Raw genomic sequence first — 12,599 nt, 5'->3', positions numbered from 1 at the left:
GTCAGTGGAGGTAGCTATGTCGAGCGTTAATCAAGCGACCCGGATTGATGAAGGCAAACTCAACGCATTCGTCGGCCAGATGCTGGGCGACCTCGGGGGCGCGTCCAGCGTCGCCATGGTACGGATGGGCGATGCGCTAGGATTATACAAGGCGCTACACACCAATGGGCCGATGACCTCAGCCGAACTCGCCAGCACCGCGAAGGTCGATCCGCGATACCTTCGCGAGTGGCTGTCCAATCAGGCAAGTTCCAACTATCTGTCCTACGACCCTGCCTCGGCGAAATTCGCGCTGCCGCCCGAGCAGGCGATGGTGTTCGCTATTCCCGACAGCCCGGTCTATCTGATGGGCGGCTTCGATCTGATGGCGGCGATGTTCGAGAACCAGCCGAAAGTTCAGGCCGCGTTCAAGTCCGGTGGCGGTGTCGCCTGGGGCGATCAGGCCGGCTGCATGTTCTGCGCGGTGGCCCGCTTCTTCCGGCCCGGCTATCACAACAACATCGTATCGACGTGGCTTCCTGCTCTCGGAGGTGACGTGATGAAGAAGTTGGAGGCCGGCGCTGAGGTCGCGGACGTCGGCTGCGGCCACGGCTGGTCGACGGTCCTGATGGCCAAGGCTTTTCCCAAGTCCCGGTTCGTCGGCTACGACTTCCATCCCCGTTCGATCGCGGATGCAAAGGCGCATGCCGAAACCCACGGCGTTTCCGCCAACACGCGCTTCGAGGTCGGCCTCGCCAAGGACTATCCCGGCAAGGACTACGATCTCGTGACCTGTTTCGACTGCTTGCACGACATGGGCGACCCGGCGGGAGCCGCCGCCCACATCCGCCAATCCCTGAAGGACGATGGGACATGGATGATCTGCGAGCCGATAGCCGGCGATCGTCTCGAGCAGAACCTCAACCCGGTCGGACGCTTGTACTATGCCGCATCGACCATGATCTGCGTGCCGACCTCGCTCTCGCAGGAAGTCGGCACCGCCCTCGGCGCGCAGGCCGGCGAAGCACGGCTCCGCGAAGTCATTCTGAAGGGTGGCTTCAAGAGCGTGCGTCGTGCCACCGAGACGCCGTTCAACATGATCCTCGAGGCAAGGCCTTAGTATCCAGCGTGGCGGCTGTAAGCCTGGCAAAGTTTACCGGCCGCAAGAATCCTTGCGGCCGACATACGGCGGGTTGACCGTCGCGCGGACCAACCATATTCTCAAACCTGCGGTGCAAGCCGCACCCGGGTCCGCGGGAAGGGTCGAACCCACTTGCAGCTTCCAAGCAGCACCTAGAGCCTTTGTGCAGCAGCCGGTATTGCGGACCATCGGCGATCCTTGCACGGAGGTTTCCAATGGAACGATCGCCCGATCGACTAAATCTCGACCATCTCAAGAAGCAAGCCAAGGATCTGATCCGTCTCTACCGGCAGCGTGATGGCGACGCTTTTGCCCGCTTTCGCCGTGCCCTTCCGGCAGCCGCGGGGCAGAACGACGATCAGATCGCTTCCTTGAATCTCCGGCTCCATGACGCTCAATCGTGCGTGGCGCGCGACTACGGCTTCGCTTCCTGGCAGGACCTGAGACATTATCTGGAAGCGCAATCGGCCATCGGCAGCGAGCGCGAGGAACGTGTCCTGCGTTGGCTCCAACTGGTTTATGCCGGCGACATCAATGGCACGGCAAATCGCGCCAATCCGCGCGTTGCCATCAGGATGCTGGCCGAAAACCCCGATCTCGTCTCGGGCAACCCCTATCTGGCATGTGCGATCGGCGCGGAAGATGCGTTGCGACAGGCCACGCAGCAAGACCCGGCTTGGGTCAACCGTCCGGGTGGACCGCTACGCTTGCCACCGCTTGTCGCCATCACGCATTCCAGCCTGTTGTCCGTTCCGGAATTCCGCGCGCGTCTGCATCGCTGTGCCCGTTTGCTGCTGGCGGCAGGCGCCGATCCCAACCAGCGTATCGGCAACCGTTGGCCGCCGGCATCGATCAGCGAACCTGACGACGGCAATCCCTTGTCGGCGCTGTATGGCGCCGCCGGAACGAACCATGACCCCGAGCTCACGAAAGTGTTGCTCGACGCCGGCGCTGATCCTGACGACGGCGAGTCCCTCTATCACTCGCTGGAGACGTTTGCATGTACCCGCCTGCTGCTCGAGCGTGGCGCGCATGTCGCGGGCAGCAACGCGATCTACCATGCACTCGACTTCGACAATGTCGCCGCACTTGAACTGCTGCTTCAGCACGGCGGCGATCCAAATGAGCCCGCGCGCAATTCACCCTTGACCGACTGGGGTTCGCCACTGCTGTGGGCGATCCGCCGGCGGCGATCCCGCCGGTGTATCGAGACGTTGCTGGACGCAGGCGCAAACCCGTTGGCAGCGACGCCTGATGGCGTCAGCGCCTACCGGCTCGCCTTGCAGTTTGGCCTTCGCGAGGTCGCCGATCTCTTGAACGCGAGCGCTGCGCACGAGCCCATTCCGGATGAGGAAGCGTTCATTGCGGCCTGCGCCTGCGGCGATGAGGTCGAGGCCCGGCGCATCCTCGCCAGGCGGCCCGACCTTCCCGAAACACTGCCAGCCTCGCAGTTGCGGTTGCTGCCCGATCTTGCCGCCGAGGGCAACGATGTGGGGGTAAGGCTGATGGTCAGGCTCGGCTGGCCGATCGCGGTGCGCGGCGGCGACTGGAATGCGTCAGCACTCAATCTGGCGGTGTTTCGTGGCGACGCCGAATTGACCCGGTTCCTGCTCGAACATGGGGCAGACTGGACCGAGCAACATGGCTTCGGCGACAATGCCTGTGGTTCGCTTTCCTGGGCCTCTTGCAACGAGCCGGTCGAAGGCGGTGACTGGTCGGGCTGCGCGCGCGCCCTGCTCGACCATGGCATGCCGCGCGCGAAGCCGGATCATGACGGCTCGGAATGGATTTTGATCGACGGGCGGAGAAAACGATTCTCCGACGAGGTCACCGAGATCCTGCTGGATGGGTCGTAAGGCCCAGCTTACTCGATTGGACGGCCGGTCATTGCGGTGAGCTCTTTCACCAGTCGGTCGGACATCTGTCCGGTCACCGGCAGCTTGCGGTCGCGCTCGAATTTCGTGATTGCCGCCTGCGTGTCGGCACCGACGGCGCCGGTCGGCTTCAACTGGCCGTAGCCGTATTCGGTCAGCGCGCGCTGCACTAACGCCACGCGGCGCGCGCCCGCGGATTGCGCGGAGGCCGGAATCGGCGCCGGCGGCCTCACGACATGGGCTGTCGTGGCCGGAGCGGACCCGGCCGGCTTGGCCGCCGGAAGGGCAATGCTGGAAGCTGCAGCGGGAGCCGAACCGGTCGATCTGACCACCAGATTGGTCATGGGGTCAGTGTTTTTGGGGTCAGCGGATTTGGGATCCACGTTCCTGCTCTCGGCGGGTTTGGCCTCGACGGGTTTCGGTTCCGGAGGCTCGGCGGAACGCGCCGCGAGTTCAACCGGGCGCGGACGGGGCAGCGGATTCGCAACCGCGGGCACCGGCAACGTCACGACCGAACCGAACATCGGCGACGGATGACGACCGGCCTGCAGAAACAAGGCGTTGGTGAGGATGGCGCCGATGGCGGCAACGGCCAGCGCGCCGGCCAGCATGTCCTTCGGACTGTGCAAGAGCATGCGCATCACAAATCCACGCTCTTCTTCCGCGTCGACTGCAACCACTTTCGCGCCACGGCGGCGGCGCGGCATCTCGTCGTCCTCGATCGTTCGCTTAGGCACTTTTCTTCACCTGATGGGCTTGGTCTTGTAATCCTGATCGCAGCGCCGGCTTCAGCGTCGCGACATTGCTCGAAGGTGCTTGGCTCGAAGATACTTGGCTCGAAGGCGAATTCAATTCCACTGCCGACGGCGCGAAGGCAAGCGGCAAGACCACGGTTACCGTGGTTCCCTCATCGACCTTGCTCTGCACATTCACCTCGCCATGGTGCAATCCGACCAGGCCCTTCACGATCGACAGCCCGAGGCCGGTGCCTTCGTGCTTGCGCTGATAGGTCTTGCCGGCCTGGAAGAACGGATCGCCGATCCGCTTGAGATCGTCGGGTGCGATGCCGACCCCGGTGTCGGTAACGCGAAGCATCAGGCGCGAGCCCTCGACCGCAGCCGAGACCGTGACATTGCCGCCGCGCTCGGTGAACTTGACGGCGTTGGCGACCAGATTCAGCACGATCTGTTTGAAGGCGCGTGGATCGCCCGTCATCATGGGCAGATCTTCCGGCGCACGGGTGACGAGATCGACGCCGTTTTCGCGCGCTTTCAGGGCCAGCAGGTTGCAGCAATGCAGCAATGCGGCGCGCGGCGCGAATGGCTCGGGCGAAATCTCGAAATTGCCGGACTCCATCTTCGACATGTCGAGAATGCCGTTGACGACCGATAACAGATGCTGCCCGGAATCGTTGATCAGCTGCGCATATTCCTTGCGGCGCGCCGCGTCGATCATCAGCACATCTTCCTGAACGATCATCTCGGAGAACCCGATGATGGCGTTGAGCGGCGTGCGCAGTTCATGGCTCATGGTGGCGAGGAAACGCGTTTTGGACGCATCCGCCCGTTCGGCGGCGGTACGCGCCAACTCCAGCGCCTGCTCCTGCATCTTGCGGTCGGTGACGTCGCGCATCACGGCGACGACTTCGGCCTCGGGCGAGGCATGCTCGAGCGGCCGGCAGCGCATCTCGACCCAGATGAAATCGGAGTTGCTCTGGCCGCGGGCGACATCGCGCCGCAGCCGGAACTCGACGCTGCGCGCCTCGCCGCCACGCGCGGCGTCCGACAATGCGGTCAGATAGGCCGGACGATCGGCCACATGGACGCGGTCGAACAGGCCGTGACCTGCAAGCCGCGTGACTGAAGCGCCCAGCATGGTTTCCGCGGCGGGCGAAATGAACTGCACCGCGCCGTTGCGGCTGTGGCGTGAAATCACGTCGCTCATGTTAAGCGCCAGCAGGCGGTAGCGGTCTTCCTCGACACTGAGCAGCGCGACGCTGGTACGCGCCAGCGATTCCGAGCCAAAGGCGAGACCGACGGCATAGAGCGTCGCCGCTGCTATTCCAACCGCCATCAGGACGCTACGCAACGCCGCGTTCGGCTCCACCACCGGCAACAGGTCGAAATGCCCGAGGGCAATCAATAGCGCGGCGCAGGACAACGCCAGCGCCGAGGCAAACGCGACGACGCGGCGCGAGGCCGAGAGCGCGGCCTCAAGCGGAACCACGACCAGCCCGACCGCGGCAAAGGACTCAATGCCTCCGGTCGTCGCGGCGACCATCATGACGAGACCGGCCAGCGCCAGCGACGACAGAATATGCGCGCCGTCGTAACGACCGGTGCGCGACAGGAACCATGACAGCAGGATGGGTGCGATCAGCCAGGCAAAAGCCGCAACCTCGATGGCCGTGGGCGCACCGCGCATCGCCAGGTAGACCGGGAATGCCGCAAAGGCGGCGAGGCTGCCGAGCAGCCGCGGCGCCATAAAGGCGCGATGCCGCGCGCGCGTCAGCGCATCATATCGTGCGGACGGATGCAGCAGCGCATCGAGACAATCGCGGATGATACTCAAAACACTCACGGCTTTTGCGCTTCGGCTTGTTCGTCTGGCAGGTTGGCTTTGCAGACGCGCCGGAACGCCCCCTTTATCTTTGGCCCACCGTGTCAGAGCGAACTTAAGCGAACGCTAAGGCACGGCGGCCGGGCGGCAAACACCGTGCATTCGCGGAGCTTTAACCCGTTACGGAACGCTCATTCGACGCGGATGGTGAACGACAGGTTTCCGGCGCAATCAATCTATGGTTTCGAAATGGTGGACGGCCCCGGCACGCCCACTTTTTTGTGTTCGCGAATATCAATCGAAAATTTACGTCGAATCAAATCATTGGAATTTTCAGCGAATTTTCGGCGAATTTACTTCAATGCAAACACTTGCGATTTATCGACGGCTGATAGTCAGGAGTAAACCTGCGGACATAACCGCAACAGGACCAAAAGAAACGACCGGGGTCGCGAGATGTTCTTTCTGCTTCGCATGGTGTTCTGGCTCGGACTGGTGCTCGTGCTGCTGCCCAGAGAAAAGACGCCTGAATCGGACAAGCTGCCGCAGATCGGCGCCTCCGAAGCCGTATCGGCCGCGACCGCGGCCGTCTCCGACATGGGGCAGTTCTGCAAGCGCCAGCCGGCGGCCTGTGAAGTCGGCGGCCAGGCCGCGACCGTGATCGGCCAGCGCGCGCAGGACGGCGCGCGCAAGCTGTATCAGATCATCACCGACAAGCCCGATAAGCCCGATAAGCCCGACAAGAAAGCCCCCGACCACACCGGCTCGATCGACGGCCCGGGCGGCGACGAAGCCACATTGGCGGCCACCGCGCCGCGCGATACGCTCACGCAAGAGGATCTCGCAGCCGAGTGGCGCGGCACGTCTGTGCATTGACGGAATAATGGCTGGAAAATAGGCCCGGAACCGGTTCCATTTTCGTCGCTTTCGCTCCGCCCGCATCCTATATAGACGGTGGAACACGGGACGCGGGCCACGATGACGATCGACGAGATCAGGGAAAATTTTGAGCTGCTGGACGAGTGGGACGACCGTTATCGGTACGTCATCGAACTCGGGCGCACGCTTGCGCCGATGCCGGAAGCCGAGCATTCCACGGCCAACAAGGTCAACGGCTGCGCCAGCCAGGTCTGGCTCTCGAAGCAGCTCGACCGCAGCGGCAACAGCGAACCGCGCCTGAACTACCTCGGCGACAGCGACGCCCACATCGTGCGCGGCCTGATTGCGATCCTGCTAACGCTCTATTCCGGGCACACGCCGCAGCAGATCCTGTCGACGGATGCGATTGCCCTGTTCGACGAACTCGGATTTCGCGAGCATCTGACGCCGCAGCGCTCCAACGGCCTGCGCTCGATGGTCGAGCGCATCCGCTCCGATGCGCGCGAGGCGCTTGCCACCGCTTCCTGACGCGTTTTCTTAACGCGAACCGGTATCCACTTCGCTCGAAAACGCTTTGCTATTTCCGCTTCCGCGCCTGCTGGCCGAGGCCCATCTTCTTGGCGAGCTGCGAACGGGCCACCGCATAATTCGGCGCGACCATCGGATAGTCGGGCGGAAGGCCCCATTTGTCGCGATATTGCTCCGGCGTCATGTTGTATTGCGTGCGCAGATGGCGCTTCAGCGACTTGAAGCGCTTGCCGTCCTCGAGACAGATCAGATACTCCGGGGTCATCGATTTCTTGACGGACACGGCCGGCTTTGCCGGTTCGAGCGGCGTCTCGATCCGGCCGGTCGATACCCGCAGCAGCGCGGCGTGAACCTGGCTGATCAGGTTCGGGATTTCAGAGGCCTGCGTCGGATTATTGCTGAGATAGGCCGATACGATATTGGCGGTCAGTTCGACGGGCGTCTTGCCGGCGGAATCGGTCATGGCTCAACCTTCCTGGGAATCGCAAACGCGATCCTTGGGATCGCGAACGCGCGAGCGCGTAGGGTGCTGAAAGTATCCGGCCGCGCCTATACGCACAGGGAATGTAATACGACTTGGCGAATATGACCGAATTACCGGGAATCTGACAAGAACAACGGCGTTTTATTTTCACGCCGTATTGCTGGCCAAGTATTGTGCGCTTCAGGGCCGCTGATCGAGATGCGTGCGCAGCTCGTCGATGGAAGCAAAGCGCATCATGCCCTCGGGCATCTGGGCCTCGATCGATCCGTCCGAATAGAGCGAATAGGCCATACCGTCGACGACGCCCGATTTCAGCACCGTTACGGCCGGCTGTTGGTCATTACGCGGCGGGGCGCCGTTTGGTTCGTCGAATGCCGGGGGTGTCCGGCCCGCGCGACGCGGCGGCGGGGTCTCGCCAGGCCGCGATCGCTCCGGTTTCGGCCAGGCATCGTCGAACGATGGCGGTTGCGTTTCGGCGGGGACTGGCGGCGGCGGCGCGGCTGGCGGATTAGGGCGAAGATCCGGCGACAACAGATCCGGCGGCAGCGGCTCGCTGGTCCTCGCCTGTGCGCGCTCGCGTTCCTTTCGCGACGTTGAGGAAAACAACAGATTGCGCTTTGGCTTGGGCGCAGCCTCGGCCGGCTCGGATTCCGTCGGCAGGTCGCCACGCGGGCGCTCGCGTGTGGCGGCCTCACCCTGCCATGGCGGCGGAGACGGCGACGCGGCAGCAGGTGCGGCGGGCTCGCCGCCGGCACTCTCGGCGGTCTCTAGCTTGAATGGAACAGCGCCGTCGCCTGAACCAGCCTCCGGTAACATACCCGGTGGAAGCACCGGCCGTACCATGGCCTCGCCGCGCGGCCGGGATACGCCAGCACCGAGCTGCCACGCGATGTTCTTCAGTTCCCGCACCGCCACCCCGAGCCCGAGCATGATCGCGCCCGTGCAAAACCCGGTCACGCCGGAGAGGATCAGCGTGTTGCCGGTGCTGAACTCGTTGATCGTGATTCCGTAGCCAATCGCCAGCAGGCCCGCCAAAACAAGGCCGGTACCCGCGACCAACATGCCAACCATCATCGAACTAACCCCCCGGCTGCGCCCGAAATGCTCGCAAACCGCCTATGCCACGATACCGTCATAATGTGCGCACCGCCAACCAGCAATTCTGCACAGGGTTCCTCAAAAAACGGTTCCTCAAAAATCCCCTGAAAAATCCCTTGGCAGCGGAAGCCTTCCCTCTGCAAATTCAGGCGCCGATCGCGCCATTCAGCTGCCATTCAGACGCCTCCCGTATATCTACGGCCTACTAATTACCGCCAATTTGTTGCATTGCATCAGGGAATTAGACCACAATTCTCAATTACTTGAAAATGGAACTGCGCTATATGGATGCCGGGGAAAGAGGCTCAAAAGCGCAAACGCTGGGCCAAAGGGGACACCGGGTTAGCCAATAGCCATGTCAGCCATCACGACATCTGCCGTCGATACGCCCGAGCGGCGCTCGATGGAGCGGACTTGGGACGACCTAGCCATGGTCGTGCTGGCCGCTGTCACCCTGGTCGCAGGTTTGACCTTCCGTGATTACGGACTGGGCTGGGACGATTACACCCACGCCGAATATGCCGAGCTGTTGCTGCGCATGTATGGTTCCGGTTTCAAGGATGTCGGCGCGCTGTCGTTCGCCAATCTCTACATGTACGGCGGCGGCTTCGACATGGCGGCGGCACTGCTGCACAAGGTCATCCCGCTCGAACTGTTCGAAACGCGCCGCCTGCTCGGCGCCGTCGTCGGCGTCATCGGACTTGCCGTGACGTGGCGGCTCGCGCGGCGCGTCGGCGGTCCGCTGGCCGGGCTCGCGACGCTGTTGCTGCTGGCGCTGTGCCCGACCTTCTACGGCCACATGTTCATGAACCCGAAGGACGCGCCATTCGCGGTCTCGATGGTGATCCTGATCCTGGGTCTGGTCCGCCTCGCGGAGGAATATCCCTCGCCCTCGCCGCGAACCATCCTGATCGTCGGATTTGGTGCCGGACTTGCCATCGGCTGCCGCATTCTCGGCGGGCTGGCGCTGGTCTACGCCATGGTCGGTTTCGTGCCGTTGCTGATCGAGGAATATCGTACGCAAGGCGCGCGCGAGGCCGCGCATCGCTTCGGCCATGTGGTTTACGTGCTGCTGCCGGGCCTCGTGTTCGGCTACCTGCTGATGGGCCTGGTATGGCCATGGGCGATCATGGAGCCGGACCATCCGTTCAAGGCGCTGACCTATTTCTCGCATTTCTTCGAAAAGCCCTGGAAGGAAATGTTCGACGGCGCGCTGGTGTCGGTGCCGGACATGCCGTGGTCATATCTGCCGACGCTGTTCGCGCTGCAGCTCCCCGAAGTGCTGCTGGCGCTGTTGTTCGCCGGCATCATCGGCACCTTCATGTCGCTGTCGCGCACCGACGTGCCCGCCCGGCGCAAGACCATTATGTTGATGCTCACGATGGCGGCGACGCTGCCGCTGGTGATCGCGATGGTGAAGCGGCCCGCGCTCTACAACGGCATCCGGCATTTCGTGTTCGTGATCCCGCCAATGGCGGTGCTGGCCGGCGTCGCCTTCGGCCGGGGCATGACCTGGCTGAAGGAAAACCGCCGCAGCTGGCAACCCGCAGCACTTGCGGCGTTTGCGTTCGGGCTGTTGCTGCCGCTCAGCGAAATGATCCGCCTGCATCCTTACGAATACACCCACTTCAATCACATCGCCGGCACGGTCCGCTCCGCCGACAATTTCTTCATGCTGGACTATTGGGGCCTGGCGCTGAAGCAGGCTTCCGACGGCCTGCGCGAGGAACTGGTCGAGCGACAGGAAGTCGCACCGAGCGGGCGCAAGTGGAAGGTTGCGGTGTGCGGCCCGCAACGTCCGGCGCAAGTCGCGCTCGGTCCGGATTTCACCATCGGCTGGGACAGCAACGCCGCCGACTTCGCAATGACGCTGGGCGAATTCTATTGCAAGGGCCTCACCGCGCCGGTGATGGTGGAAATCAAGCGCGACGACGTCGTGTTCGCGCGCGTCTACGATATTCGCGGCCGCGCCATTTCCTCCCTGCTGGCCATTCCGGCGCCGTAGCCCATATCAAGAGCACAAAGGCATAACAGCCAGCGCCTTGCTGTGGTGCGGACGCAGGGCTAGGCTCGCCTGCGAAAACCAGCATTGCACGGGAGAAACCGGTCATGTCGCCAGCCGAAGCTCGCCTCAAGGAAGTACCGTCCGGCATGACCGATGCCGAGTGGAACCAGCGCGTCGATCTCGCCGCCGCCTATCGGCTGGTCGCGCTCTATGGCTGGGACGATCTCGTCGACACCCACATCTCGGCGCGCGTGCCCGGCCCCGAGCATCATTTCCTGATCAATCCCTACGGCCTGATGTTCGACGAGATCACCGCCTCGAGCCTGGTCAAAGTCGACCTCAACGGCAACCAGCTCACCCAGAGCGACTACAGCATCAACCCGGCCGGCTTCACCATCCATTCGGCGATCCATGAGGTGCGCGAGGACGCCGGCTGCGTGCTGCATCTGCACACGCCCGACGGCACGGCAGTGGCGAGCTGCATGGACGGCCTGCTACCGATGAACCAGACCGCGCAACTGGTCACCCATGACCTCGCCTATCACGACTATGAAGGCATCGCGCTGGATCATGACGAGCGTCCGCGGCTGCAAAAGGACCTCGGCAACAAGAACCACATGCTGCTGCGCAATCACGGCACGCTCACCGTCGGCCGCTCGGTCGCCTCCGCCTTCGAGCGCATGTACCATCTGGAGCGGGCTTGCACGATGCAGGTGCGCACCCGCATGCTCGGGCCATCAGCCTATCCGGTCGAACAGGCGGTGGTCTACAAGAACGCGCAACTGTTCAGCAATCCTGATCGGGCTGAAATGCGCTCGACCAACCTGGTGTGGCCACCGCTCCTGCGCAAACTCGATCGCATCGACGCGAGCTACCGGACTTGAAGCCCGCAAGCGGGCGAATAGTGCGAAAGGTTCAGCAACGTGACTATTCTGGTGACCGGCAGTTCCGGCCATCTCGGCGAGGCACTGGTCCGTACCCTGCATGCTGATCAGCGTGAAGTCCTCGGCATCGACGTTCTTCCCGGCGCGTTCACGCAGCTTGTGGGCTCGATCACCGACCGCGGCCTTGTGCGACAATGCATGAAGGGCGTCACTGCCGTGCTGCACACAGCGACGCTGCACAAGCCGCATGTGGCGACCCACAGCCGCCAGGACTTTGTCAACGTCACGGGCACGCTCGATCTGCTCGAGGAAGCCGCCGCGGCCGGCGTCACGGCGTTCGTCTATACCAGCACCACGAGCGTGTTCGGTGACGCGCTGGTGCCGCCACCGGGCGAGCCGGCCGCCTGGGTGACGGAAGAAATCATCCCGGTGCCGAAAAACATCTACGGCGTCACCAAGGCGGCCGCCGAGGACCTGTGCCAGCTGTTTGCGCGCAACCATTCGCTCGGCGCAATCGTTCTCCGCACCTCGCGTTTCTTTCCCGAGGAAGACGACAACCGCGCCGTCCGCGAGGGCCATGCCGACGCCAACGTCAAGGCCAACGAATTTCTCCATCGCCGCGTCGATCTCGAGGACGTAGTCAGCGCGCATCTGCTGGCCATCCGCCACGCACCATCAGCAGGTTTCGCGAAATACATCATCAGCGCCACGACGCCGTTCTCGCGCGATGATGCCGCGGAATTGCGCAGCGATTTGCTGCTTGTGCTGCGCCGTTACGTGCCCGCCTTTGAGGCGGCATATGCACGCCGCGGCTGGACGATGGCTTCCAGCATCGACCGGGTTTACGTCAACGCCAGGGCGCGCGCTGAACTCGGCTGGCACCCGCGTCATGATTTCCGCAGCCTGCTGGCGCGGTTGCGAACCGATGATGACATCCGCAGCCCGCTCGCGCGTGAGGTCGGCAGCAAGGGCTATCACGACCGCGCCTTCCGCGACGGGCCCTACCCGCTGGAGTGAGGGCACGCGCCGGTATTCGCCCGGGTTATCGGAATTGAGAATCTTGGGAATTGCGTGTAGATTGTTTTCCAACGACCTCTGCACTACCGAATCAAAACGCCGTCCAATTCCGGGCGGCGTTTTTATTTTGGGGTCACTCGTAGGATGGGTA

Annotated in this window: 11 protein-coding genes; 7 read left to right on the top strand and 4 right to left on the bottom strand. The window is 63.2% G+C overall.

Annotated elements, in window-relative coordinates; all coding sequences use genetic code 11:
- The first annotated feature begins 16 nt into the window (after positions 1-16).
- Together JQ600_RS15170 and JQ600_RS15165 are read left to right on the top strand one after the other, a co-directional pair.
- Positions 17-1,099, top strand: coding sequence for a class I SAM-dependent methyltransferase (locus tag JQ600_RS15170; RefSeq protein ID WP_212265401.1), 1,083 nt, complete (start codon positions 17-19; stop codon positions 1,097-1,099).
- A gap of 236 nt (positions 1,100-1,335) precedes the next feature.
- The gene (locus JQ600_RS15165) at positions 1,336-2,976 is read left to right on the top strand and encodes a hypothetical protein (protein ID WP_212489972.1); all 1,641 of its coding nucleotides are present in this window, start codon (positions 1,336-1,338) and stop codon (positions 2,974-2,976) included.
- An 8-nt stretch (positions 2,977-2,984) separates the two neighbouring features.
- Here the strand turns inward: JQ600_RS15165 and JQ600_RS15160 are convergent, their stop codons facing one another.
- Both JQ600_RS15160 and JQ600_RS15155 read right to left on the bottom strand, forming a co-directional pair.
- A complete protein-coding gene (locus tag JQ600_RS15160; RefSeq protein ID WP_212385595.1) occupies positions 2,985-3,731 on the bottom strand; it encodes a peptidoglycan-binding domain-containing protein in 747 nt (248 codons plus the stop codon).
- Complete coding sequence (locus tag JQ600_RS15155) at positions 3,724-5,574, bottom strand: PAS domain-containing sensor histidine kinase (RefSeq protein ID WP_212385597.1); 1,851 nt, start codon at positions 5,572-5,574, stop codon at positions 3,724-3,726. Before JQ600_RS15155 ends, JQ600_RS15160 begins: the two co-directional genes overlap by 8 nt.
- Positions 5,575-6,009: 435 nt before the next feature.
- Here JQ600_RS15155 and JQ600_RS15150 point away from each other — a divergent pair, with 435 nt between their 5' ends.
- Together JQ600_RS15150 and JQ600_RS15145 are read left to right on the top strand one after the other, a co-directional pair.
- The gene (locus JQ600_RS15150) at positions 6,010-6,429 is read left to right on the top strand and encodes a DUF5330 domain-containing protein (RefSeq protein ID WP_212385599.1); all 420 of its coding nucleotides are present in this window, start codon (positions 6,010-6,012) and stop codon (positions 6,427-6,429) included.
- A 102-nt stretch (positions 6,430-6,531) separates the two neighbouring features.
- Positions 6,532-6,960, top strand: a complete 429-nt coding sequence (locus JQ600_RS15145) for a SufE family protein (RefSeq protein ID WP_212385601.1) — start codon at positions 6,532-6,534, stop codon at positions 6,958-6,960.
- A gap of 49 nt (positions 6,961-7,009) precedes the next feature.
- On the opposite strand, the gene JQ600_RS15140 is transcribed toward JQ600_RS15145, so the two are convergent.
- Positions 7,010-7,423 (bottom strand): MucR family transcriptional regulator, encoded by a 414-nt coding sequence (locus JQ600_RS15140; RefSeq protein ID WP_212265407.1) that lies wholly within the window; start codon positions 7,421-7,423, stop codon positions 7,010-7,012.
- Between the two features lie 201 nt (positions 7,424-7,624).
- Entirely contained in the window at positions 7,625-8,506 is an 882-nt protein-coding gene (locus tag JQ600_RS15135) for a DUF308 domain-containing protein (protein ID WP_312010847.1), read from the bottom strand.
- 391 nt (positions 8,507-8,897) lie between these two features.
- Between JQ600_RS15135 and JQ600_RS15130 the strand changes: the two genes are divergently transcribed.
- From JQ600_RS15130 to JQ600_RS15120, 3 genes are all read left to right on the top strand, one after another.
- The gene (locus tag JQ600_RS15130; RefSeq protein ID WP_212265409.1) at positions 8,898-10,547 is read left to right on the top strand and encodes a glycosyltransferase family 39 protein; all 1,650 of its coding nucleotides are present in this window, start codon (positions 8,898-8,900) and stop codon (positions 10,545-10,547) included.
- Positions 10,548-10,651: 104 nt separating this feature from the next.
- Positions 10,652-11,431 carry a class II aldolase/adducin family protein gene (locus tag JQ600_RS15125; protein WP_212385613.1) on the top strand — a complete coding sequence of 260 codons (780 nt, stop codon included), beginning with the start codon at positions 10,652-10,654 and terminating at the stop codon, positions 11,429-11,431.
- A 39-nt stretch (positions 11,432-11,470) separates the two neighbouring features.
- A complete protein-coding gene (locus tag JQ600_RS15120; RefSeq protein WP_212385614.1) occupies positions 11,471-12,448 on the top strand; it encodes an NAD(P)-dependent oxidoreductase in 978 nt (325 codons plus the stop codon).
- The last annotated feature ends 151 nt before the right edge of the window (positions 12,449-12,599 follow it).

Source organism: Bradyrhizobium sp. AUGA SZCCT0176 (genome assembly GCF_018130145.1).
In the GTDB taxonomy this organism is placed as follows: Bacteria; Pseudomonadota; Alphaproteobacteria; order Rhizobiales; family Xanthobacteraceae; genus Bradyrhizobium.
This window is presented reverse-complemented; position numbering and strand designations above follow the sequence as displayed.

Excerpts from the sequence above, each read along its gene's own strand:
- JQ600_RS15165 (WP_212489972.1), top strand. The coding sequence starts at position 1,336 with ATGGAACGATCGCCCGATCGACTAAATCTCGACCATCTCAAGAAGCAA.
- JQ600_RS15150 (WP_212385599.1), top strand. The coding sequence starts at position 6,010 with ATGTTCTTTCTGCTTCGCATGGTGTTCTGGCTCGGACTGGTGCTCGTG.
- JQ600_RS15135 (WP_312010847.1), bottom strand. The coding sequence starts at position 8,506 with ATGTTGGTCGCGGGTACCGGCCTTGTTTTGGCGGGCCTGCTGGCGATT.
- JQ600_RS15145 (WP_212385601.1), top strand. The coding sequence starts at position 6,532 with ATGACGATCGACGAGATCAGGGAAAATTTTGAGCTGCTGGACGAGTGG.
- JQ600_RS15125 (WP_212385613.1), top strand. The coding sequence starts at position 10,652 with ATGTCGCCAGCCGAAGCTCGCCTCAAGGAAGTACCGTCCGGCATGACC.
- JQ600_RS15170 (WP_212265401.1), top strand. The coding sequence starts at position 17 with ATGTCGAGCGTTAATCAAGCGACCCGGATTGATGAAGGCAAACTCAAC.
- JQ600_RS15140 (WP_212265407.1), bottom strand. The coding sequence starts at position 7,423 with ATGACCGATTCCGCCGGCAAGACGCCCGTCGAACTGACCGCCAATATC.
- JQ600_RS15130 (WP_212265409.1), top strand. The coding sequence starts at position 8,898 with ATGTCAGCCATCACGACATCTGCCGTCGATACGCCCGAGCGGCGCTCG.